The sequence below is a fragment of the Saccharopolyspora sp. NPDC003752 genome (assembly GCF_053605825.1).
In genome coordinates this window covers 174,913-196,979 of the sequence record NZ_JBSGJZ010000016.1, presented here as the reverse complement: position 1 = coordinate 196,979, position 22,067 = coordinate 174,913, and the positions used below count along the sequence as shown (strand labels likewise).

Annotated in this window: 20 protein-coding genes; 6 read left to right on the top strand and 14 right to left on the bottom strand. The window is 71.3% G+C overall.

The window, feature by feature from the left end:
• Positions 1 to 120: 120 nt before the first annotated feature.
• Positions 121 to 2,646 (bottom strand): helix-turn-helix transcriptional regulator, encoded by a 2,526-nt coding sequence (locus tag ACWEV3_RS22360; protein WP_452615762.1) that lies wholly within the window; start codon positions 2,644 to 2,646, stop codon positions 121 to 123.
• A gap of 108 nt (positions 2,647 to 2,754) precedes the next feature.
• Between ACWEV3_RS22360 and ACWEV3_RS22355 the strand changes: the two genes are divergently transcribed.
• On the top strand, positions 2,755 to 3,102 hold the full coding sequence (locus ACWEV3_RS22355) for an MmcQ/YjbR family DNA-binding protein (RefSeq protein ID WP_452615761.1): 348 nt from the start codon (positions 2,755 to 2,757) through the stop codon (positions 3,100 to 3,102).
• A gap of 45 nt (positions 3,103 to 3,147) precedes the next feature.
• Here ACWEV3_RS22355 and ACWEV3_RS22350 read toward each other — a convergent pair whose 3' ends face one another.
• Positions 3,148 to 4,152, bottom strand: a complete 1,005-nt coding sequence (locus ACWEV3_RS22350) for a LacI family DNA-binding transcriptional regulator (protein ID WP_452615760.1) — start codon at positions 4,150 to 4,152, stop codon at positions 3,148 to 3,150.
• Between the two features lie 107 nt (positions 4,153 to 4,259).
• On the opposite strand from ACWEV3_RS22350, the gene ACWEV3_RS22345 reads away from it, so the two are divergent.
• From ACWEV3_RS22345 to ACWEV3_RS22335, 3 genes are read left to right on the top strand one after another with little or no spacing between them, the layout of a single operon-like run.
• A complete protein-coding gene (locus tag ACWEV3_RS22345) occupies positions 4,260 to 5,156 on the top strand; it encodes an amidohydrolase family protein (RefSeq protein WP_452615759.1) in 897 nt (298 codons plus the stop codon).
• Complete coding sequence (locus ACWEV3_RS22340) at positions 5,153 to 5,725, top strand: cysteine dioxygenase (RefSeq protein WP_452615758.1); 573 nt, start codon at positions 5,153 to 5,155, stop codon at positions 5,723 to 5,725. The genes ACWEV3_RS22345 and ACWEV3_RS22340 overlap by 4 nt, the downstream gene beginning before the upstream one ends.
• A gap of 32 nt (positions 5,726 to 5,757) precedes the next feature.
• Entirely contained in the window at positions 5,758 to 7,209 is a 1,452-nt protein-coding gene (locus ACWEV3_RS22335; protein ID WP_452615757.1) for an aromatic amino acid lyase, read from the top strand.
• A gap of 22 nt (positions 7,210 to 7,231) precedes the next feature.
• On the opposite strand, the gene ACWEV3_RS22330 is transcribed toward ACWEV3_RS22335, so the two are convergent.
• Both ACWEV3_RS22330 and ACWEV3_RS22325 read right to left on the bottom strand, forming a co-directional pair.
• Entirely contained in the window at positions 7,232 to 7,525 is a 294-nt protein-coding gene (locus tag ACWEV3_RS22330) for a hypothetical protein (protein ID WP_452615756.1), read from the bottom strand.
• Positions 7,526 to 7,629: 104 nt separating this feature from the next.
• Positions 7,630 to 8,520: an MIP/aquaporin family protein gene (locus tag ACWEV3_RS22325; RefSeq protein WP_452615755.1), complete on the bottom strand. Its 891-nt coding sequence runs from the start codon at positions 8,518 to 8,520 to the stop codon at positions 7,630 to 7,632.
• Between the two features lie 266 nt (positions 8,521 to 8,786).
• On the opposite strand from ACWEV3_RS22325, the gene ACWEV3_RS22320 reads away from it, so the two are divergent.
• On the top strand, positions 8,787 to 10,058 hold the full coding sequence (locus ACWEV3_RS22320; RefSeq protein ID WP_452615754.1) for an Nramp family divalent metal transporter: 1,272 nt from the start codon (positions 8,787 to 8,789) through the stop codon (positions 10,056 to 10,058).
• A 4-nt stretch (positions 10,059 to 10,062) separates the two neighbouring features.
• Positions 10,063 to 10,446, top strand: coding sequence for an inorganic pyrophosphatase (locus tag ACWEV3_RS22315; protein WP_452615753.1), 384 nt, complete (start codon positions 10,063 to 10,065; stop codon positions 10,444 to 10,446).
• A 6-nt stretch (positions 10,447 to 10,452) separates the two neighbouring features.
• Here the strand turns inward: ACWEV3_RS22315 and ACWEV3_RS22310 are convergent, their stop codons facing one another.
• The 10 genes from ACWEV3_RS22310 to ACWEV3_RS22265 form a co-directional block, all read right to left on the bottom strand.
• A complete protein-coding gene (locus ACWEV3_RS22310; protein WP_452615752.1) occupies positions 10,453 to 11,238 on the bottom strand; it encodes an ion transporter in 786 nt (261 codons plus the stop codon).
• A 123-nt stretch (positions 11,239 to 11,361) separates the two neighbouring features.
• Entirely contained in the window at positions 11,362 to 12,336 is a 975-nt protein-coding gene (locus ACWEV3_RS22305; protein ID WP_452615751.1) for a sporulation protein, read from the bottom strand.
• A gap of 798 nt (positions 12,337 to 13,134) precedes the next feature.
• Complete coding sequence (locus tag ACWEV3_RS22300) at positions 13,135 to 14,331, bottom strand: FAD-dependent monooxygenase (RefSeq protein ID WP_452615750.1); 1,197 nt, start codon at positions 14,329 to 14,331, stop codon at positions 13,135 to 13,137.
• 238 nt (positions 14,332 to 14,569) lie between these two features.
• Positions 14,570 to 16,516, bottom strand: a complete 1,947-nt coding sequence (locus tag ACWEV3_RS22295) for a cellulase family glycosylhydrolase (RefSeq protein WP_452615749.1) — start codon at positions 16,514 to 16,516, stop codon at positions 14,570 to 14,572.
• 34 nt (positions 16,517 to 16,550) lie between these two features.
• Positions 16,551 to 17,390 carry a carbohydrate ABC transporter permease gene (locus ACWEV3_RS22290; RefSeq protein ID WP_452615748.1) on the bottom strand — a complete coding sequence of 280 codons (840 nt, stop codon included), beginning with the start codon at positions 17,388 to 17,390 and terminating at the stop codon, positions 16,551 to 16,553.
• The gene (locus ACWEV3_RS22285) at positions 17,383 to 18,324 is read right to left on the bottom strand and encodes a carbohydrate ABC transporter permease (RefSeq protein ID WP_452615747.1); all 942 of its coding nucleotides are present in this window, start codon (positions 18,322 to 18,324) and stop codon (positions 17,383 to 17,385) included. Before ACWEV3_RS22285 ends, ACWEV3_RS22290 begins: the two co-directional genes overlap by 8 nt.
• Positions 18,321 to 19,634, bottom strand: coding sequence for an ABC transporter substrate-binding protein (locus ACWEV3_RS22280; protein WP_452615746.1), 1,314 nt, complete (start codon positions 19,632 to 19,634; stop codon positions 18,321 to 18,323). Before ACWEV3_RS22280 ends, ACWEV3_RS22285 begins: the two co-directional genes overlap by 4 nt.
• Before the next feature lie 116 nt (positions 19,635 to 19,750).
• Entirely contained in the window at positions 19,751 to 20,770 is a 1,020-nt protein-coding gene (locus ACWEV3_RS22275) for a LacI family DNA-binding transcriptional regulator (RefSeq protein WP_452615745.1), read from the bottom strand.
• A 136-nt stretch (positions 20,771 to 20,906) separates the two neighbouring features.
• Positions 20,907 to 21,317 carry a DUF7144 family membrane protein gene (locus ACWEV3_RS22270; protein WP_452615744.1) on the bottom strand — a complete coding sequence of 137 codons (411 nt, stop codon included), beginning with the start codon at positions 21,315 to 21,317 and terminating at the stop codon, positions 20,907 to 20,909.
• 93 nt (positions 21,318 to 21,410) lie between these two features.
• Entirely contained in the window at positions 21,411 to 22,004 is a 594-nt protein-coding gene (locus tag ACWEV3_RS22265; RefSeq protein ID WP_452615743.1) for a TetR/AcrR family transcriptional regulator, read from the bottom strand.
• Positions 22,005 to 22,067: the final 63 nt, after the last annotated feature.

The following is a 22,067-nucleotide window of genomic DNA, read 5'->3' as shown; positions in this document are numbered from 1 at the left end:
ACCTGCTACATTGCAGCCAGACGCCGTGATTCATCTTCAAACGCCAAAATTCGGAAAACCGCAGGTCAAAGCGCTGACGCAACATTGCTGATGTTCCGGGAGCCGGGTAGGTAGCGGGCATCATTCGCGCTCCCCGAATCCGAGCGCGATCTCGATCCGCGACGAGTAGCCGAGCTTGGCGAGCACCCGGGACACGTGCGAATCGACCGTTCGCACCGACACGATCAGCCGTTCGGCTGCCTCCCGGTTGGTCAGGCCTTGCGCCACGAGTTCCGCGACGCGGTACTCGGCGGCGGTGAGGCTCTCCCAGCCGTGCTTCGGCCTGCGCCGGGAGCCGGTCGCGCCGCGCCGCAGGCCGAACGCGCGCAGCGCGGCGTCCGCCCGGTCGATGTCGCCGGTGGCGGTCAGCGCGGTGTACCGGTCGATCGCGGTCTGGTAGGCGGCCCGGGCGTCCGCGGATCTGCCGGACGAGGCCAGGACCTTCGCCGCGTCCTCCGCCGCCCGAGCGGCGAGGATCGGCGAGCCGGTGTCGGTGAACTCCTGGGCCGCGGCCAGCAGGACGTCGACGTCGCTGTCGACCAGCCCCTGGCAGTACATCAGCGCGCCGCGCTCGCCGGCCGATTCGCCGGTGCTCAGGTCCCGCATCTGCGCCACGAGCCGGTTGGCCAGGTCGCGGTCGCCGCCGGTGACCGCGATGCGCACGAGCCGGGCGCCGACCGTGGCGACCGCGTGCGCGTGGTGCACGCCGACGTCGCCGGCGGCGAGGGTGTGCACGATCTCCAGCGCCCGTTGCGAGTTGCCCTCGGCGTCGGCGACGTGCGCGCTGGCCAGGACGGAGATCTGCTCGTAGAACACGGCAACGCCGCGGCCGGGGGACCGCTCGGCGAGCTCGGCGTGGACGCGGGCGGCGGGCAGATCGCCGCGGTGCAGCATGATCATCGAGGCCACCCCGTGCAGCGGGCCGGCCAGCCCGTGCTGGTCGGGCAGCGCCATGGCGGCGCCGATCTCTTCGAGCGCCCGGTCCCAGAGCCCGTTGTTGAACGAGGCCAACGCGGCGATGGTGTGCAGCCAGACCAGCAGGCCCGCGCCGATCTCGCGGGCGATCGGGCGCGCCTGCTCGATGGTCTCCAGCGCGGCCTTGTCGTGGCGCAGGTCCTGGACCACCGCGCGCAGGAGGCGCGACATCAGCCACAGCCCGCGGTCGTCGACGGCGATCTCCAGCAGCGCGTCCGCGCGGTCCAGCCGCTCCAACGCCCCGTCGAGGTCGCGGAAGACGAACAGGCCCGTCGCCTCGACGTTGAGCAGGAAAACCTCGACGAGCGGATCGTGCGCGGCGGCCGGCGCCGCGAGCTCGACGGCGTGCTCCGTTCCGGTCAGATCGCCGGCCGCCAGGCAGGCGGCGGCGTCGATCGCGGCGAGCCGGCCGGACAGCTTGCCGTCGACGCGTTCCGGGTCCAGCGCCGCGATGGCGGCGGCGGGATCCATCTCCCGGAAGCAGATCAGGGCGAGCACGGCCCGCAACCGGTGCCGGATCGGCGTGTCCGGATGCGCGGCCAGGCTGGCGGTGGCGATGCGCTGCGACTCGTCGGTCCGGCCCGACCACATCAGCGCCTCGGCCAGCGCGGCGCGCAGCGGGTGCAGGCGCGGGTCGCCGGGCGGCAGCCCGGAAACGGCCCGGTGGAACAGGTCTACCACCGCGGGCGTGGGCCGGGCGGCGAGCCGATCGGCGTGGTCGTCGAGCCAGTCGACGGTCCACGCGTCCACGGGCGTGTGCGCGAGCTGCTCGGCGACCGCCCGGGGCGCGGCGTTGCGGGCCGCGAGCGCGCGCGCCGCGGAGCCGCGCAAACCCGCCGAGGTCGCGGCCAGGTCCTGGCGCACCACCGGATGCCGGAACCGGACGAGCCCGCTTTCTTCCGCCAGCAACCCGATCCCGGCCAGCCGCTTGATCCGGGCCAGCGCGTCCACCGGTGTCGTTCCGGCGACGGCGGCCAGCTCGTCCACCGACGCGGGTTCGGCCAGGATCGCGGCGAAGCGCAGCAGGGCGGCGTCGTCGCCCGCCAGCCCGGTCGCCCAAGCCGTCACCGCCGCGGCGCGGTCGTCCGCGGTGAGGTGAGCCAGCAGCCACGGGTTGCCGCCTGCGCCGTCGGCCAGCCGCAGCAGCGGTTCCGGCGGTTCACCACCGGAGAGCTCGGTGAGGGCGGCGCGGACCGCGCCGTCGTCCAGCGGTTCGAGGTCGTGCGCGGTCGCGAGCCGGTCGAGCACCGCGAACCGGGCGGGCTCGACGCCGCGATGCCGCCCTGCGACGACCAGCAACGGCCGGTCGGGCAGCCCTTCGGCGAGTTCGTGCAGCGCGAGCAGCGTCGCGTCGTCCGCCCGGTGCAGGTCGTCGATGACGATCGTGGCGGGCTCGGTCCAGTCCGGCGCACCGGCCGACAACGCGGTGGTTCCGCTCTGCGGCAGCACGGGAATCCGATGGGTTCGCATGCCGAGATCGCGCGCCACCGAGAGGTGCGCGTCCAGCAGGGCGGTCACGCCGAGACCGGGGTCGGCACGCAGCACGACGAGCCCGCCGCGCCCGGCACGTGCTGCCGCTGCGGCCTCAGCGAGCAGGCGCTGCGCCTCGTCTCGTCCGAATAAGTTCACCATCGCTATCGGCGGGAATCCTACAAGCGGATGATCACGAACAGAGGCGGTTCCGCCCGGAAAACCCCAGGTGGCCGGTTCCTGTCAGGGGCTTGCGGGAGAATGCTCCCCATGGGTGTCCCGAGCGGTCAGTTCCTGCGGATGGTCGACGAGCTCGCCGAGGTCGAGCAGGCCGACTCGCGCAACTACACGTCGTTCAGCGTGCGCGGCAAGGGGTTCGGCTACTACTGGCCGCGCACCGAGACGGTGGGGCTGAAGCAGACGCTGTCCGAGCAGCTCGCGCTGGTGGCCGAGCGGCCGGAGGTGTTCGAGGTGCAGTTCACGGCGGGCGGCTACGGCTGGGTCGTCGTGCACCTGGCCAAGATCGACGCCGACGAGCTCGCCGAGCTGGTGTACGAGGCGTGGCGGCTCTCCGCCCCGGAAACCCTCGTCGAGGAGAACCCGCTGCCGGTCCGGTAGGGGTCCGGCCCGACCGCAGGCGCAGACCACTGTGGACGCCCGGGTTCAGCCGCGCGGTTCGGCCACCGAGTCGCGGTGCTTCGGCTCCGGGGCGATGAGCTTGCGGCGGCTCCGCCGGTTCTTGTCGACCGCCTTGAGCACGCGCTCGACGACCGCGTCGACGACGGTTCGCACGTCCCAGCGGTAGGTGGACAGCGCGGGCGTCAGCAGGCGCGACACCGGGTGGTCGTCGTAGCCGAGGACCGAGAGGTCGGCGGGAATGGCCAGGCCGAGATCGCGCGCGGCCTCGTAGACGCCGTAGGCCATCGAGTCGGTGAGGCAGAACGCGGCCGTGGGCCGGGGCTCCTCGGCGAGCGCGGCCCGCGCGACCTCGGCGGCGCCGGTCAGGTCGTTCGGGCAGGCCACGACGCGCAGGCTCATCCGCAGCTCCTGCGCGACCTCGCGGACGACCTTCTCCGCGGGGCGCTGGCGCAGCAGCCGCGGCCCCGGCGTCAGCACCAGGATCTCGTCGTGTCCGGCGGAGCTGAGCGTTTTCAGCGCGTCGGTGACGCCCAGGCCGTTGTCGAACACCACCTCGGCGGCGGTCGCCGCCCCGGGCAGCGGGTCGCCGATCGCGACGAGCATGGTCCGCTCGGCGGCGTCCGGCCAGTGCCGGGAATTCGGATCGACCGGGATCGTGACGAGCGCGTCGACCCGCTGGTCGAGGAGGTTCTTGGCGAGCAGGGCCTCGCGCGCGGGATCGGCGGCGGAGTCCATGAACAGTGTGTTGCGGTCGGCGGCGAGGAAGCGCCTGCCGAGCGTGGTGGCGAAGTTCTGCTGCCACAGGTCGTCCAGCGAACTGCACAGCACGCCCACCATGCCGGTGCGGCCGCTGGCCAGCGCGCGGGCGACCGGGTCGGCCTCGTAGCCGAGGCGGTCGGCGACCTCCCGCACGCGCTGCTGGGTTTCCGGGGGAACCTGCAGGCCGCGGAGCGCGTAGGACACGGCGGCCGGGGAGAGCCCCGTCTCCGCCGCGATGTCCTTGATCGTGGGGCGCTTGCGGCGTTGCACCTGGAAAGCCTAGCGCGCGGCGGATGCGCACGTTCGGCCCTTGACCGCGCGAGCGCTGAGGCGGTTCACTGAAACCGTTCACTGAAGCGCTTCACAAGGGTGTGCCCGTGTCCGATCCGGTGATCGACGTGCACCAGCACCTGTGGCCCGCGGAGTTCGTCGACGTGTTGCGCGCACGCGCGGATCCACCGCTGCTGCGCGGCTGGACGCTGCACTTGGCCGGCGAACCGCCGTTCGAGGTGGACCCGGCCGATCACGAGCCGTCCGAGCGCGCCGCACGCGAAGCGGGGACGGCGGTCGCGCTCGTGTCGCTGTCCAGCCCGCTCGGCATCGAGTGGCTGCCGCCGGACGAGGCCGAACCGTTGCTGGACGCCTGGCATCGCGGCGCCGCGGCACTGCCCGATCCGTTCCGGGTGTGGGCGGCGGCCAACGTGCTGGAGCCCGACGAGCAGCAGGTGCGCGAGGCTCTCGGCAGGGGATGCGCCGGCCTGCAGATCCCGGCCGACGCCATGCGGCAACCGGCCGATGTGGAACGCGTCGCCGCGCTGCTCGCGGTGTGCGAGCAGGCGGACCGGCCGGTGTTCGTGCACCCCGGCGCCGCGACGAGTCCGGCCGCCGGCGTGCCCGGCTGGTGGCCACCGGTCGTCGACTACGTGGCGCAGCTGCAGGCGGCGTGGTGGTCCTGGCACGTCGCGGGCCGCGCGCTGCTCCCGCGGCTGCGGATCTGCTTCGCCGCCGGGGCCGGGCTGGCGCCGGTGCACCACGAGCGGCTGGCGGCCAGGGGAGGCGCGTTCGACCGCGTCGATCCGGGCGTCTTCGTCGAGACCTCGTCGTACGGGCCGCGCGGGGTGGACGCGCTGGTCCGGGTGCTCGGGATCGACCCCGTCGTCCTCGGCAGCGACCGGCCCTACGCCGAACCGGCCGATCCGGGGCTGGGGGAGGCCGCCGCCCGGGCCATCCGCTGCTCGAACCCGCGTCGTTTGCTCGAAGGAGGAACACCGTGATCGGCGAACCCACCGCGCCCGGCCTGCCCGCCAGGCGAGCGCGCCGGATCGGCGACGTGCCGGGCGGATTCACCCTCGAAGCGCTGCCCGGGCGCTACCTCGACCAGGGCGAACTGCTCGGACTGGTCGCGGGTCTCGCGCGCCGACCGGATGCGTGGCGGCACCACGTCGCGTTCAGCGACGAGAAGCGGCATTACGCATCGCTGCACCGGGACGCGCACGTCGACGTCTGGGTGCTGTGCTGGACGCCGGAGAACGACACGGGCTGGCACGACCACGACATCTCCGCGTTCGCGGTCGCGGTGGCCCGCGGCGCGCTCGTCGAGCACAACCTGGCCGTCGCCGGGCCGAGCGCGGTCACCGACGTCGCCGCGGGCTTCGCGTACGGCGGCGGGCCGGACCACATCCACCGGCTCACCGGCCAGGAGCCGCGCAGCGTCTCGATCCACGCCTACTCGCCGCCGCTGTGGCGGATGGGCCAGTACTCCGTGGCCGACGGCGTGATCCGGCGCGTTTCCGTGTCCTACGCGGAGGAACTGCGTCCCATCGACGACACCGCGCCCGTCTGACCCGGCACGGGTTCGCGGGGAGGGAAGGCGCCATGACCGCGGTGCACGCCGGAGCCCCGGTGCTCCTCGACGGCGCTGATATGTCCATTGTGGATGTCGTGCGGATCGCCGACGACCGGGTGGCGGTCTGCGTCGCGCCCGCCGCGCTGGCCCGGCTCGGTGCGGCAGCGGTGCCCACCGGGCCGGTCTACGGGCGCACCACCGGCGTGGGCGCCAACCGCTCCGAGGTGGTGCCCGGTGGAGCCGCGCACGGGATGCGGCTGCTGCGCAGCCATGCCAGCGGGATCGGGAACCTGCTGCCGGAGCGGGACGTGCGGGCGATGCTGGCCGTCCGGCTGAACCAGGTGCTGCGCGGCTGCACCGGCGTGCGGCCCGGGCTCGCGGAGGCGATGGCCGCGGCGCTCAACGCCGGGGCGTACCCGGAGGTGCACGAGCACGGTTCGGTCGGGACCGGCGATCTCGGGCCGTTGGCCGAACTCGGGCTCGCCCTCGTCGGCGAGGCGCGCTGGATCGGTCGCGGACCGGTCCCGGTCGCCCTGACCGAGGGCGAGGCGTTGGCGTTGATCAGCAGCAACGCCCTGACGATCGGCCAGGCGGCGCTGGCGGTGGCCGCGGTGCGGGGCCTGGTGTCGGCGACCGCCGCGATCGCGGCGCTGACCGCGCTCGCCGTCGACGGATCGACCGAGCCGTTCGCGCCCGAGGTGCACGCGGGCCGCCCGCACGCAGGTGCATCCCGGGTCGCGGCCGAGGTGCTGGCGCTGCTCGGTGGCGAGGTGGCTCCGGGCCGCCGGATCCAGGATCCGTTCGGGCTGCGGTGCTTCCCGCAGGTGCACGGCCCGGCGGTGGAGGCCGTGGCCGACGCCGACGCGGTCGTGGTGGTGGAGCTCAACGCGGCCGCGGAGAACCCGCTGCTCACGACCGACGAACCGGCGGCGGCCCGCCACCACGGCGGATTCCACGCCGCCCAGCTGACCCTGGCGCTGGACCGGTTGCGGCTGGCGATGCTCGCCACGGCCCAGCTGTCGGCGGCGAGGCTGGCGATGCTCACCGAACCCGGGATGACCGGGCTGCGCCCGTTCTTGGCGGCGGGACCGCCGGGCAGCTCGGGGATCATGGGGCTCGAATACGGCGCCGGTTCCGCGCTCGCCGAACTGCGCGCCGCGGCGTTCCCGGCGACGCTCGGCCACATCGCGCTGTCCAGGGGCGCCGAAGAGCACGCGAGCTTCGCCCCGCAGGCGGTCCGGCAGACCCGGCGCGCCGCGGATGCGCACCGGCTCGTCCTGGCGTGCGAACTCGTGGCCGCGGTCCGCGCGAACCGGCTGCGCGGCATCAGCCCGGGACGACCGATCCGCGCGGTCTACCAGCGGGCGTGCGACGCGCTGGATCCGGATACCCGGGAGCGCCCGCTGTCCGGCGACGTGGCGGCCGCGGCGGCCGTCGTCGACGAGATCCCGCGGCTGGTCCAGCGGGTTCGCCGGGATTGACCACTGTGGACGCGCCTGGGGCTCACCCGCCGGCCTCCCGATCGAGCAGGCCCGCGCAGGCGGCGAATTCGCACAGCTCCGCCGACCACGCGGCCAGGCCGTCGAACGCGATGACGTCGCCCCTGCGCACCGAGTCCCAGCAGAACTCGTCGGCCAGCCGGATCGCCCGATCCACCGCCGGGCCCAGCGCGTGCGGCGGCGCGGCCTCCACGTCCCGGCGCAGGCTCGCGAACCGGTCCGCGGCCTGCGGATCGGCCGCCTCCTGGAGCTGGGCCAACCGAACGGACAGTTCGCCGACGAGGTATTGCTGCGTCATCGCCACCGCCACCCATCCCGATGTTCGAAATGGGTGTACCCGGGTCGATTCCGGTCGTAATCCGGCGGACGGCGCCGCTACCGGGTCGGATTAACCGGACAGCCTCAGCTCGCGTCCTCGCTCACTCGACCGGTTTCCGGCGGTGCTGTGCGGGCCTTGACGACCTGGCCGATGAACAGGTCGTAGACGACGGCGCCGATGACGCCGCCGATGAGCGGCCCGACGATGGGGATCCAGAAGTACCAGCTGAACGACTGGTAGGTCCCGGGCAGGGCTATGTCGCCCCAGCCGGCGATGAACGTCCACAGGCGGGGGCCGAAGTCGCGCGCCGGGTTGATCGCGTAACCGGCGTTGGGCCCGAAGGTCAGGCCGATCGCCGTGACGACCAGGCCGATCAGGAACGGCCCGAGGTTGGCCGCCGGCGCGGTGTTGCGCGTGTCGGTGAGCGCGAAGATGAGCAGCACCAGGATCGCGGTGCCGACGATCTGGTCCAGCAGCGGTCCCCACCACGACCCGGCGAAGTACTTGGCCGGGAAGGTGGCGAAGATCGCGAAGGTGTCCAGGGACTGGGGGCGGGCGAGGCCGGCCTTGGCGTTGAACGCGTCGATCGCCCAGCTGTACGTCGCGTACACCAGCGCCGCGGCGACGAACGCGCCGACGACCTGGGCGACGACGTAGGGCACGACCTTCACCCACGGGAAGGCCCGCCGCACGGCGAAGGCCAGCGTCACCGCCGGGTTGATGTGCGCGCCGCTGACGCCGCCCGCGACGTAGACGCCGAACACCACGCCGAGTCCCCAGCCCCACGCGATGATCAACCAGTTCGCGGGCCCGAAGGCGTCGGATTGCCGCCCCGAGCCGGGAAGTCCGGCGACGGCCACCGCGACCGATGCGCACCCCAGCAGGATCAGGACGAAGGTTCCCAGGAATTCCGCCAGCATCTCGCCGCCGAGTCCTGCTCGGTAGCCGCGGCGGCGTGCGTTCTCCTCGGCCATCGGTGGCTCCATACCCGAGTTGATTTACCCCCATCACGCGATTCGGCCGGTCTGTCGCGGCGGAATCGGTAACCGGAGTGTAGGACTCCCGCTCCGGACGCGCCGGGCGCGAGCGGCCGGGTGGGGGCTTGCGAAGAGAATTTTTCGGCATACCGTAATCTGGTGGACGGGAAGACGAATCGTTGTTCGCGCGGGCCCACCGGGGCGCCGCGCGCGGACCGGCAGGAGGCCGTCATCGGCGCGCAGGCAGCGGCACGGGTGGACCGATGGGCGTGACCGAGGTCGAGGCGGGACGCGATTCCCGGGAGGACCTGGGGCAGGTGCTCGGGCGGGGGCGGATGCGGGGCGCGCTCGCGATGCTGGGGCCCGCCTTCATCGCGGCCATCGCCTACGTCGATCCCGGAAACTTCTCGACCAACATCGGCGCCGGCGCGGAGTTCGGCTACGCGCTGGTGTGGGTCGTGGTGCTGGCGAACCTGATGGCGATGCCGGTGCAGTTCCTGTCCGCGAAGATCGGCGTGGTCACCGGCAAGACGCTGCCCGAGGTGTGCCGGGAGCGGCACTCCCGGCCGGTGCGGTGGGGCCTGTGGCTGCAGGCGGAGATCGTCGCCATGTCGACCGACCTCGCCGAGTTCGTCGGCGCCGCCCTCGGCCTGTACCTGCTGTTCGGCATCCCGATGGTGCCGGCGGCGCTGATCACCGCGGTCGTCGCGTTCGCGCTGCTGGGCCTGCAGGCGCGCGGCTACCGGCCCTTCGAGCGGGCGATCGCCGGGTTGCTGCTGCTGATCATCGCCGGCTTCGCCTACCAGCTGCTGCGCATCGGCGTGGAGCCCGCCCAGGCCATCGCCGGGCTGGTGCCGACGCTGCCGGCCGGCAGCGCCTACCTCGCGGTGGGGATCGTCGGCGCCACCGTGATGCCGCACGTGGTCTACCTCCACTCGGCGCTCACCAGCCGCCGGGTGGCCGTCTCCACCGACGACGACCGCCGGAAGGTGCTGCGCTTCGAACGCTGGGACGTGGTCGTCGCGCTCGGCCTCGCCGGGTTGATCAACCTGTCCATGCTGGTCATGGCCGCGAAGCTGTTCCACACCAGCGGCAACACCGGGATCAGCAGCATCGAGGACGCGCACGCGGGCCTCGCCACCTTCGCCGGTGGCACCGCCGCCCTGGTGTTCGCGGTCGCCCTGCTCGCGTCCGGGATCTCGTCGTCCAGCGTCGGCACCTTCGCCGGGCAGGTCGTGATGGCCGGGTTCATCAACTTCCGGATTCCGCTGCTGCTGCGCCGGTTGATCACGATGACGCCCGCGCTCGTGGTGATCGTGCTCGGCATGAACCCCACCGACGTCCTGAACTTCAGCCAGGTCGTGCTGAGCTTCGGCATCCCGTTCGCGCTGATCCCGCTGCTGCTGGTGACCAGGGACCGCTCGGTCATGGGCGCCTTCGCGAACCCGCGCTGGCTGACGGCCGTGATGACGGCGATCACGACGCTGATCATCGGCCTGAACGCCTACCTCCTCTACGACCAGTTCCTGGGCTGAGCCCATGAGAACCGAAGCGCCGTACGGGGCGCATCCCGGATCGGCGGGATTCTTCGCCGCGCTGGCCGATCTCGTGCGGCACGGTGAGATCGTCGTCGACCGGCCGAAGGGGCGGCCGCATCCGCGCATCCCGGACGTCGTCTACCCGCTGGACTACGGCTACCTAGCGGGCACCACCGGCGGTGACGGCGACGGCATCGACGTCTTCGTCGGCTCGGCGGCGGGCGCGGGAGTGGCGGGCGTCCTGCTCACCGCGGACCTGGCCAAGCGGGACGCCGAGATCAAGGTGCTCATCGACTGCTCGCCCGAGGAGGTCGGGATGGCCAGGGATTTCGTCAGCGGAGTCCTCGGCATCGGCGGTCATCTCGTCCGGCCGGGCGAGCCCTAGCCGGCGTCAGGATTCGGCCGGCGCGGCGCGGAGTTCCCGGACTTCGGCCCGGAGTTCGCGGATCTCGGTGAGCAGTTCGCGGACCGTTTCACCGTCGTCCTCGCGTTCGCGGCCCACCTGGGATTCCATCGCGGACACGGCGACGGCGATGAAGAGGTTGAGGACGGTGAACGTGGTGACGGCGATGTAGCCGATGAAGAAGATCCAGGCCAGCGGTTCCTCGGCCATCACCGCGCGGGCGACCTCGGACCAGGCTTCCCCGGTCATCACCTGGAACAGGGTGAACAGCGAGTCGCCGAGGTCGCCGAAGTAGTCGGGGGCGACCGCGCTGAACAGCTTGGTGGCGATCACCGCGCCCACGTACAGGATCAGCACCAGCAGGGCGGCGATGGAGGCCATCCCCGGGACGGCGGTGAGCAGCGCGCTGACCACGCGGCGCATGCTGGGGATCACCGAGATCAGCCGCAGGGCGCGGAGGATGCGGAGCGCGCGCAGGACGCCGAAGGCCCCGGTGGTGGGCAGCAGCGCGATGCCGACGATGACGGCGTCGAAGCAGTTCCACGGGTCGCGGAAGAACCGCCGGCCGTGGCCGTACAGGCGGGCGGCCAGCTCCACCGCGAACACCGCCAGCGCCGCCCGGTCCACCGCGTGGAGCAGCCAGCCGTGGCTGGCGACCAGGCCGGGGGAGGTCTCGCAGCCGAGCGTCACGGCGTTGACGAGGATGACCGCGATGACCACCCGCTGGGTGAGTGGCGCGTCGACCAGCTCGCGGACGCGTTCGCGCGTGCTCACCAAGTACTCCCGATCACGGCGGAGGCAACGATGTTGATCAACCTATCGGGTTGCCCCGACGGGAGTTGAGCCGACCGGCGCGCGGTGGGCGCCGGGAACGGATTCCCGGCGCCCACCGGAGGATCAGAACTCCTCTTCGTCGCCCTCGAAGACCTCTTCCAGCACCTCGCCCACGACCATGCCGCCGAGGATCCCGGCGCCGGCGCCCAGCGCGGCACCCGCGACCATGCCGCCCATCCCGGATCCGCGCCGGTGGTGCTCGTCGTGGTAGCCGTGGTGCTCGTAGCCGTGGTGCTCGTACCCGGCCATCGGGTGGCCCGCGCCGCGGCGTTCGGCGACCTGCTCCAGCCAGCCGTGGATCCGCCCGGCCCAGTCGGTGCCGAGGGCTTCCTCGTGGGAGGCGTGGAAGCGGCCGAAGGCGTCCTGGCTCGGGGTGAAGAACCCGCCGCGCTTGTCGGCCTCCAGCACCACGTCCAGCCCGTGCGGGCCGGCGACGAAGGTCAGCTCGACCTCGTTGATCCGCCCGGCGAACTGCTGGGGCGGGTAGAACTCGATCTCCTGGAAGAACGGCAGTTCCTGGCGGACGCCGTGCAACCGGCCGTGCTCCAGGTCGGCGCTCTTGAAGTGGAAACCGAGCTGGGAGAACGCCTCCAGCACCTTCTCCTGCGCGGGCAGGGGTTCCACCGACACCGGGTCGAGGTCGCCCTTGTCGGCGACCTTGGCGATGGCCAGCTCGGTGCGCACGCCGAGCGTCATGCCGTGCAGGTGCTGCCCGTAGACGCTGGTGATCGGCGTTTCCCACGGCACCGGCAACTGGAACGGGATGGTCTTGTTCTCGCCCTCGCGCAGCTCGAACCGGCCGGCCACCACGGCGCGGTGGAACTCCACGCCGGCGTGCCCATCGTGGCCGCCGTGTTCGGTTTCGACGCGCGTGACGAGGCCGAGCGCGACGTTCTCGACGGTGACGTCCTGGTTCCCGCCGGTGATGCGGACTTCCCCGGCGAGGTTCTCGCCCGGGCGGACGTGCTGGTGGTGCAGCACGGTGTCCACCGACGGGCCGCCGACGCCGAGGGCGCCCAGGAGCTTCTTGAAGACCATTCTGCTGGCCCTTCCTCTTCTTCTCGCTGTCGATTCAGTAGCGGTACGTGTGGTCGAACGGGGTGCGGGTGGCGCGGCTCCTCCTGCCGGATCGGAGACGCGGTCCGAAGGGGCCGCGAGCCGCGGTGCCGTGCGGGGAAGGGATGGCCACCTGCGGGAGGAGCGTCGGACGACTTTCGGCTGCACGGCGCGGAAGCGCGCCGGACTCGACTTCTCCAGGCGGTCCTGAACGGACGCGGCGCCGGGTCACGGGCGGCGTCGACCTGCGGTCGTGTTGCGACTCCGGGTGGAGGATGCGGCCCGCCGGCTCTCGGCGGGCAAGGCGGCCGACGCGAGGCGTCGGCGGTCCAGCAGGGTCCGCGCCCCTCGGTTCGCCAGGGGCGCGGCAGGTACTTCCGGGATCATCGCCCATGCACGTAGCAACGGCGCAACAGATCATCGGGTTCCGGACAAACGACACAAAAATCGTGATCAACACAACATCAGGAGACGGCCGACTTCGAGAGCGAGCTGTACGACGAACTCCGGCAGGGGGAGAACTCCCCGACGTCCCGTTGATCGTGGTCACCGCCATGGGGCCTGTACTGGGCGAAGTTCGCATCCGGGGACGTCGAACGCCGGATGCACGACGGCCTGCGGGACCTGCACGCGGCGATCGCCGCATCGGTTCCCCGGGGCGAGTAGCGGGTGCTCGACGATGCCCAGCACCAGTACATCCACGTCGACGCCGTGCCGCACGCGATCCGTGACCTGCTCGACGAAGCCGGGAAGTGGAGAACGACGGCGTTTCCGCCCGCCTCAGCGGCGCAGCGACTCGCCGCGCTTGCGCGCCCGAGCCCAGCGCAAGCCGTTGCCGAACAGCCGTTGGGTCTTGCGCGCCACCAGGTGCTGCGTCAGCAGGTACTGCTGGTAGTGCCACGGCGGCTGCAAGCTGTTCCGGTTGCACATCGCATAGCAGAACTCCACAGCGTTGCGGTCGGTGTAGCGGTCGGTGTTCTCGAACCACGCCATGCTGGTGCGCGCCGAGGCCTGCGCCATGCGCATCATGGCGTGGCCCTCCTCGTCGAACTCCTTGAGCGCCATGGACGTTTGCTCGCGGTCCAGCAGTTTGTGCGCGAGCATCACCGCGTCGGTCATGGCCAGCCTGGTCCCGGAACCGAGCGTGAAGTGCGTGGTGTGCGCGGCATCGCCGATCAGCACCATGTTCTCGTAGCGCCAGGTCTGGTTGTAGACCTGGGTGAAGCGCTGCCACGAGGCCGGCTTTCCCCGGGCGGCGCTGATCAGCGAGTGCCCGGCGAGCGGCTGGTCGAAGATGTCCTCCAGCAACCGCATGCTCTCGTCGTCGCCGAGCCGGTCGAACCCCAGTCGTTGCCAGGTGGTGTCCTGGCATTCGACGATGAAGGTGCTGATGCCGGCGCTGGAGGGGTAGGCGTGGAACCAGATCCAGCCCTCGGGTGTCTCTTCGAAGTCGAAGGTGAACATGTCGAAGACCCGGTCCGTGCCCAGCCAGATGTAGGGGTTGCGGCCGTGGTCGATCTGGGTGCCGAACTCCTCGGCGTGGCGTTGGCGGGTGCGGCTGTTCGCGCCGTCGGCGACCACGATCAGGTCGGCGTCGGCGAACTCCGACAGGTCATCCGCAGCGTGCTCGTAGCGGACGTCCACGTCGAGGTCGGCGGCGCGCTGGGCGAGTATCTCCAGCAGTGGCGCGCGGTTCACGCTGTACCCGTATCCGCCCATGTAGGCGTGTTCGGTGCCGTGCAGCGAGACGACCTGCTCCCGCCACAGCGTCGAGGCGGCGCGGATCTGCTCCGCGCTCTCCCGGTCGTTGCGGTACAGCATGTCCAGCAGGTCGTCCCAGTACACGACGCCCCAGCCGTAGGTGGCTCCCGGCGGGTCCCGTTCGATCACGGTGATGTCGTGCCCGGCGTCCCTGAGCTTCGCCGAGATGGCCAGGTAGAGGCCGGCCGGCCCGGCCCCGATGCACACGATCTTCATGACGTCTCCACACGAGCAGCGGGATGAGTGGTGACCGCGGAATGCTCGTGAGCGCCACGAGCGACCGGTGTCCGCATGGGTCGGTACGACCCCGTTGTACACCGGTGGGAAGCCGGTCGCATGCGCGCCGCCGCCTGCCCGCTTCCGGAGCTGCGGGACAAGGGGCTTCCGTCCCGACATGCACCTGCCGCGAGCCTTCCGGGCAGCCGCAGCAGCCCGGAAGGCCCACGGCCTGGCGTTACCGCTCCGCGCGCAGCTCGACGACCCGGACGCCGTAGGCGGGGAGCGTGATCTTGGAAAGGAGTTCACCGGTCTTGGTGTCGTGCAAGGAAGAACCGTCCGCCCGCGGCGTTGTCGTGACTTCCTGGCCGTGCTGGCTGACGAGCCAGGCGAACCGGCGCCCGTCCTCGTGCCGGAGCTCGTCCGCGAACACCCGCGGATCGTCGACCGCGATCGGCCGCTCGATTCCGGCGATCTCGGCCAGCGCCGCGTAAAGCCGGTGCGTGTCCTCCGGGTTGACGCGCGCGTTCCGTGCCGCGAAGTGCTCGATCGGATAGGTGCACAGCACGGTCTCGCCCCGCCCGCTGCGGTGGCGCAGCAAGGCCGGCCTGCCGTGCGCGTCGGTGGCCACCACCGTCGCTCCGCGCGGGTGGACCGGGAGGTACGCCCGGCTGTGCTCGTTGCCGCCGACCCGGAAGCGCAGCACCTCGCCTTCGGCGATGCCGCCGAAGTCCTCGGCGAAGGTGAACTCGACGACCTCATCGGCCACCTCGTCGACCAAGCCGTAGGTCATCTCCTTCGCGACGCCGAAGGTCTCGTCCAGGTAGGGGATCCACGGCTGCCGGTGATGTCCGACCTCGCCCGCGGTGTAGGACAGGTACAGCACCGCGCCCTGCGCCACCCGCTCGCGCAGCCGCTGCCAGGTCGGCCCCTGGATCTGCTTGGTGCACGGCAGCAGGTACAGCGAGCAGTCCGGGTCGATGCCGTCGCGTTCCCTGGTGAACCCGACGGGCAGGTCGGCCTCCCGCGCGGCCACGTACGCCTGCTGCAGCGAGCTGAAGACGAGCGGCCGGTCGTCGTCCTGGCTGAACGGGTAGCCGCGCTCCAGGTACTCGGTCACCACCAGCGCGGCCTGCGCATCGGTGCGCTCGCACCTGGCGAAGTCCACAGTGGATAGAACGTCGGCGAACGCGGCCAGCTCGTGCAGCGGCGGCTTCGGGTTCCCGGCGCTGTCGGTGATGCCGAAGTGCATCTCGAAGGGGTGGTGCGAGTACGGGCCCTGCTCGATGAGGTCGTCGTAGTCGGTGTTGTTCCACGCCACCCAGCCGGTCGATCCGGCGAGCAGCGAGTTGTGCAGCGTCTGCCGGTAGTAGTGCGCGGCGTGCTCCGGCGACACCTGGTCGCTGGAGAGGCCGAACTCCTCCAGCACCACCGGCTTGCCGCCCACCGCGGCGAGCTCGCAGATGAACGCCGCGCCGAGGTGCTGGCGCACCGGGTCGCTGTCGATCCGGTACACGTGCGGCCCGACGAAGTCCACCAGCGCACCGGTCTCGCGGACCGAGAACCCGTTGTCCGTGCCGGTGACCTCGATGCCCCACGCGCCGTCGCCCAGCGACACGGGCTGGTGCCCGCCGCCGGCCCGCACCGCCTGCACCATCAGCTGCGCCCAGCTGGTGACCTGCTCGGCCGGCGCCTTCGGCTCGTGCCGCAACCGGCCGTAGATCGGCATCTCGTTGCTGATCAGCCAGCCCGCGACGGCCGGGTGCGCGGCGAAGCGCTCGGTCATCCGCTGCACGAACCACGCCTGCCGGGACACCAGCCAGACGTCGGCGTAGAGGTCGCGGCCGTCCCGCCACGCCGGATCCCAGTTGTCGCCGGACATGTGCCCCACGATGAAGGTCGGGATCGACGACATGCCGATCTCCTGGTGCGCGTCCAGGAAGTCGGCGAAGTGCTCGACCTTCGCCGCGTCGACGCTGTCCGGGGTCGGCATGAAGTCGGGCCAGTAGAAGAAGGAACGCGTCTGCCGCAGGCCGTGCTCGTGGAGCACCCGCAGTTCCTCGCGCACGACCCGCGGCGAGTAGTTCCGCCACATCAGCGGCCCGCCGGTGCGCGACCAGAAGTTCGCGCCGAGCCACACGGCCGGTTCCCCGGCCACGGTCACCTTGGCGGAGTTGCGTCGCATCGATCGCCCTTTCTCGGCTGGTGGATCCAACAGGTCACTTGACGGCGCCCGCGGTCAACCCCTGGGCCAGGTAGCGCTGGAGCAGCAGGAACCCGATGACCACCGGGATGCTGACGACCAGCGACGCCGCCATCACCTCGTTCCAGTACACCGAGGTCTGCGTCGCGTACTCGCGCAGCCCGACCGCGAGCGTGCGCGAACCCGAGTCGGTCATGATCGAGGCGAACAGGGTCTCGCCCCACGCCGTCATGAACGCGTAGATCGCCACCGCGGCGATGCCCGGTCGCGCGGCGGGCAGCACCACCCTGAGCAGGGCGCTCACCGGGCTCGCGCCGTCGATCAGCGCCGCCTCGTCGAGGTCCTTCGGGATGGAGTCGAAGTAGCCGACCAGCATCCAGATCGCGAACGGCAGCGAGAACGTCAGGTAGGTGATGATCAGGCCGAGGTGGCTGCCGTGCAGGGCGATGCCGGTCAGCCGGCCGATCGTGGCGTAGATCAGGTACAGCGGCAGCAGGAACAGGATCCCGGGGAACATCTGGGTTGACAGCACGACGATGCGGAACGCGTTGCGGCCTCGGAAGCGGAACCGGCTGATCGCGTACGCGGCGAACACGGCGATGGTCACCGACAGCGCCGCGGCGCCCAGGGCCACCACGGTGCTGTTCACGAAGTAGTCGGCCAGCGAGATCGTCGACCACATGTCCACGAACGGCTGGAACGTGATGTTCACCGGCAGCCACCGGAACCGGTCCTGCACGTCGCCCAGCGGCTTCACCGCCGAGGTCACCATGACGTACAGCGGCAGCGCGGTGAACAGCACCAGGAAGGTCAGCCCGCCCACCCGCAGGAGGCGGAACCACCGCGGCTCAGACATCTTTCAACCTCCGCGAGGTGAAGGCGAGGTAGCCCGCGGTCACCAGCAGCAGGAACAGCAGCAACAGCGCGGACATCGCCGAGCCCAGGCCGAAGTTCCAGGTGAGGAACGAGCTTCCGTAGATGTGGATGGACAGCAGGTTGGCCGCGCCCGGCACCGACTTGTCGAACAGGATGTAGGGCACGTTGAAGTCGTTGAACGTCCACAGGAACAGCACCAGCACCAGGACCTGGTTCACCGGCCGCAGCATCGGCACGGTGATGGACCGGAACTGCTGCCAGATCCCCGCACCGTCCACCGTGGCCTGTTCGTAGACGTCGGCCGGGATGGACTGCATCCCGGCCATCAGGACGAGGAACGCGAACGGCCACAGCCGCCAGACCGAGGTGACGACGATGCTGCCGAAGGCGTTGTCGCCCAGCAACCAGAAGGTGCCGCCCGCGCCGGCCCCGAGGTCGTCCAGCACGGTGTTGACCATGCCGTCGCTGCGGTCGAGCATGAACTTCCAGATCATGACCGCGGTGTAGACCGGCAGCGCGTACGGCACCAGGAACAGCGTGCGCAGCACGGCGCGGCCGGGGAAGCTGCGCTGGAGCAGCGTCGCCGCGAAGAGACCGAGCGTCCAGGAAAGTCCGACGGTCAGGATCGCGTAGGCCAGCGTGACCGCGAAGGAGCGCAGGAGTTCCGCGCCCGCCGCGCCGTCGAGGTCCAGCGCGAAGCCGAAGTTGTCCAGGCCCGCGAACGGCGCGCGCACCCAGTCCCGCAGGTGGAACTGGGTCAGTTCGAGCAGGCTCATCCACAGGCCGCCGAGCATCGGCACCAGGTGCACCAGCAGCTCGAAGGCCAGCGCGGGCGCGATCAGCAGGTAGGGGAGCGCGCGCCGGCTCGGCGTCCACCCGCGACGCCGCGCCGGAATCGGTGTGGTGGCCGTCATCCTCCGGTCCCCCGCATCTTCTGCTCCGCCTCGGCCAGCGCCTCGCGCACGTCCTCCGCGCCGGGTGGTCGTCCGGTGGCGGTGGCCGCGAACAGGTCGCGCATCGCCGCGCCGACCGTCGTTTCGAAGTGGGCCTCGTTGGGGATCATCGGCACGGTTTCCGAGCCGCCGGCCAGCACTTCGCTGAACACCTGGTTCTTGGGCGTGTGGAAGGCCGGATCGGCGTAGGCGTCCTCGACCACCGGCAGCGTGCCGTACTTCTCGTTCAGCGACGCCTGGACCTCCTTGCTGGTGAGGAACTCGACCAGCTTGAGGGCCTGCTCGCGCCGCGGGCTGTCGGCGAACACCGCGACGTTCGAGCCCGCGACGTGGCTGCGCACGGCCCGGCCGCCGGGCGGCAGGGGATCGGGCACCGGCATCGGCACGACGCCGTAGTCCGCCTCGGCCATCCCGTTGTCGTGCAGCGTGGGGATGACGCTGTTCTGCGCGATCAGCATCGCGGCGTCACCGTCCACGAAATCCGCTGCCGCGCCGGAGGAATTGCCCTCCTCGGCGTCGTCGGGATCCACCACGCGGGCCGAGGCCATCAGGTCGATGTAGCGCTGCACCGCGGCGACGGCCTCCGGCGAGGCGAACGACGGGCTGCCGCGCTCGTCGATGAGGTGCGTGCCCTCCTGGCGGCCGAACATGAACGCGAAGTGCGCGTTCTCGGTGTAGCTGGCGCCGGGGACGGTGAGCCCCCAGCGGCCGCGCGCCGGGTCGGTGAGCCGCTTCGCGGTGTCGATGAACTCCCGCCAGTCCTTCGGCGGCTCGGTGATGCCGGCCTCGGCGAACAGCTTCTTGTTGTAGAACAGGCCGTAGGACAGCCCGTACAGCGGCAGCGAAGCCGGCGGTTGCCCGGGCATCCCGGTGGAGCTCATGCTGCTGTCGAGGAACCGGTCCCGGCCGCCGAAGCGGTTCATCAGCGCGTCGTCGAAGGGCACGAACGCGCCGGTCGCCTGCAGGGACGCGGCCCAGGTGTTGCCGAGGTTCACCACGTCCGGGCCCACGCCGGAGGTCGCCGCGCCGAGGATCCGGTTGAGCAGGTCGGACCAGCCGATCACCTCCAGCTTGACCTCGATGCCCGTCCGGGCGGTGAACTCGGCGAGCTCTTCGCCGAGGATTTCCCGGTCCTGCGCGGCGTTCTTGCCCTGGTTGCTCGCCCAGTAGGTGATCGTGTTGTCGTCGTCGGCCGGTGCCGCGCAGCCGGTCAGCGCGCCGGCGAGCAATGCCGCGACCAGCGGCACCGCCAGGAGTGAGCGCTTGAGCACGAAAGCCTCCTCGGCTCCGTCGGGCCCGTCGTTGGACCCCTGGCTCAAGCTAGGGACTTAACCGGTTAATCAGAAGGGCCGATCGGTGGCGTGATCATTTCGTAACCGTTGGTCGGTCAGTTGCCGGGAGCGGTCGCGGTGCTCCCGCGCGGCACCAGCGTCCGCGGCGACAGCTCACCGTCGTCGGCCGAACCGGTCTCGATCAGCTCCAGCAGCATGCGGGCGGCGGTGGCGGAATCCACGACGACGCTGTGCGCGAACGCGGTGATGGCGGGGCGAACCACCTGGCACAACATCGAGTCGTCCCACGCCAGCACCGAGAGATCGACTGGAACCCGCACGCCCAGCGCCTCGGCGTGCACCACCGCCGCGACCGCCATCACGTCGTTGTCGTAGATGACCGCGGTCGGGGGATTCGGTGCCGCGAGCAGGCGGCGCGTGGCGCGAACCCCGCCCTCCTCGGTGTAATCGCCGGGCGCGTGGTGCACCGAGAGGCCTGGCGTTCCGCTCACGGCTCGGCGCAGCGCGTCCGCCCGCCGAACGGTGTGCTGGAGATCGGGCGGCCCCTGCACGTGCCCGATCCGGTGGTGACCGAGCTCCGCGAGGTGCGTGATCGCGCTGCGGATGGCCTCGTCCTCGTCGGCCCGCAGGACCGGGATCCCCGTCATCGGGCCCGCGGTGCCGAAGAACACCGCCGGCGTCCCCAGTTCGCGCAGCAGCTCCGGGCGCGGGTCGGAGACCCGGAGATCGGTCAGCACCACGCCGTCGACCCGCCGCTCCGCCCACCAGCGCCGGTAGGTGTCCAGCTCGGTGCCGGTGTCCGCCGCGAGCGCGAGCTGCAGCGAAAACCCGTCCGCCGAAAGGGTTTGCTCCAGGCCGGCGAGCATTTGCATGAAGAACGGCTCGGTGCGCAGCACCTCCGGGGAGCGGGCGAGCACGATGCCGACGTTCGCCGCCCGGTCGTTGGACAGGGCGCGCGCCGCGCTGCTGGCCCGCCAGCCCATCGCCGTCGCGACGTCGAGGATCCGCTCCCGGGTCTGCGGCGAGACCCCGGCGCGCCCGTTGAGCGCGTAGGAGACGGCGGCCTTCGAAACCCCGACCTCCCGGGCGATGTCGATGATCGTCGGCCGCTTCACCCGGCGCTCCTTCCCGGTCCGCGCCGGAGAAGACCGGGGCGGCGCGACGTCCCGGAGCGCAGCGTACTCGACGCGCCTGGCCGGGCGGCCGCGATGGGCGCGCAGCATCCACTGTGGAACGCCGGGATCCGCCCGGCTACCGGTGGCCGGCCTCCCGGCCGTGGGCGGCCAGCGCGTAGATCACGACCACGTCGAGCACGATCACCACCGCCGACCACAGCGGATAGGCCATGAAGAAGGCGATGTTGGTCAGGATGCTGATCACCGCCATGGCGATGGCCACGGCACGCGCCCAGGTGCGACCGCCGAACAGCCCGACCCCGGTGGCGGCGAGCACGACACCGGTGATCAGGAAGCTCCAGCCGACCCCGGCGTAGCTGATCTGCACCGCCGATCCGGCCGGTGTCACGTACGTCGAGCCGGAGCGGGCGAACGCGATCGCCCCGTTGATCACCTGGACGATGCCGGTCAGCAGAAGGATGGTGGCGGCGAAGTACACCCATCCCACCCAACCGGTGTGCATGCGTCGTGCTCCGTGCGTGGTCATCGCCGCCTCCTCCGCTCGCCCTGCCTGGGACTCACCGTGCGGGAGGCGGAACTGCCTGATCCAGAGGCCAAAGACCCCGGCTCGCAGCGCCGTTCACCGGCGGCCGCGCAGCGCGATCTCCGCGGCCCGCAGGACGGCGTCGGTGGTCGGTTCCCGGTCGAGGCCGGAGTGCATGGCCGCGTCGATCGCGCCGATCAGGGCCCCGGTCAGCGCCGCGGCGTGCAGTGCGTCGAGCTCCGCGGGATAGGTCTCGCGGAGGGCGTGGGCGAGCCGCTGCTGCAGGGATGCGTTGCGGAGCAAGGCGCCCGCGCGCAAGGCCGGGACGGTGGCGATCAGCCGGGCCCGGATCCTGGTCAGCTCGTGGTCGAAGGGGAAGCTCCAGGCATCGGCGGTGCTGAGCTGGTGGATCGTGCGCAGCAGCAGGTCTTCCGGCTGCTCGTCGGCGGCGCGACCGGCGAAGGCCTCCTGGAGCAGGTCGTCGTAGAGATCGTCGTCGCCGAAGACGACCTCGTCCTTGGCCGAGAAGTAGTTGAAGAACGTCGCGGGCGACACCTCGGCGGCCGCCGCGATCTCGGCGACGGTGGTGCTGTCGTAGCCCTTCTCGTCGAACAGCCGGATGGCCGCCTCGATCAGGGCCTGCTTGGTGCGCCGCTTCTTCCGCTCCCGCAGCCCGGGCCGGTCACTCATGGTCGCCAATTCTACATGAGATCTAAAATTAGAGAGACTCTAAGTTTCTGCTAGCGTGGTCGC

Bases quoted from the DNA above. Each gene is read 5' to 3' on its own strand.
- ACWEV3_RS22360 (WP_452615762.1), bottom strand. From the start codon at position 2,646: ATGGTGAACTTATTCGGACGAGACGAGGCGCAGCGCCTGCTCGCTGAG.
- ACWEV3_RS22355 (WP_452615761.1), top strand. From the start codon at position 2,755: ATGGGTGTCCCGAGCGGTCAGTTCCTGCGGATGGTCGACGAGCTCGCC.
- ACWEV3_RS22335 (WP_452615757.1), top strand. From the start codon at position 5,758: ATGACCGCGGTGCACGCCGGAGCCCCGGTGCTCCTCGACGGCGCTGAT.
- ACWEV3_RS22330 (WP_452615756.1), bottom strand. From the start codon at position 7,525: ATGACGCAGCAATACCTCGTCGGCGAACTGTCCGTTCGGTTGGCCCAG.
- ACWEV3_RS22325 (WP_452615755.1), bottom strand. From the start codon at position 8,520: ATGGCCGAGGAGAACGCACGCCGCCGCGGCTACCGAGCAGGACTCGGC.
- ACWEV3_RS22320 (WP_452615754.1), top strand. From the start codon at position 8,787: ATGGGCGTGACCGAGGTCGAGGCGGGACGCGATTCCCGGGAGGACCTG.
- ACWEV3_RS22315 (WP_452615753.1), top strand. From the start codon at position 10,063: ATGAGAACCGAAGCGCCGTACGGGGCGCATCCCGGATCGGCGGGATTC.
- ACWEV3_RS22305 (WP_452615751.1), bottom strand. From the start codon at position 12,336: ATGGTCTTCAAGAAGCTCCTGGGCGCCCTCGGCGTCGGCGGCCCGTCG.
- ACWEV3_RS22300 (WP_452615750.1), bottom strand. From the start codon at position 14,331: ATGAAGATCGTGTGCATCGGGGCCGGGCCGGCCGGCCTCTACCTGGCC.
- ACWEV3_RS22295 (WP_452615749.1), bottom strand. From the start codon at position 16,516: ATGCGACGCAACTCCGCCAAGGTGACCGTGGCCGGGGAACCGGCCGTG.
- ACWEV3_RS22290 (WP_452615748.1), bottom strand. From the start codon at position 17,390: ATGTCTGAGCCGCGGTGGTTCCGCCTCCTGCGGGTGGGCGGGCTGACC.
- ACWEV3_RS22285 (WP_452615747.1), bottom strand. From the start codon at position 18,324: ATGACGGCCACCACACCGATTCCGGCGCGGCGTCGCGGGTGGACGCCG.
- ACWEV3_RS22270 (WP_452615744.1), bottom strand. From the start codon at position 21,317: ATGACCACGCACGGAGCACGACGCATGCACACCGGTTGGGTGGGATGG.
- ACWEV3_RS22265 (WP_452615743.1), bottom strand. From the start codon at position 22,004: ATGAGTGACCGGCCCGGGCTGCGGGAGCGGAAGAAGCGGCGCACCAAG.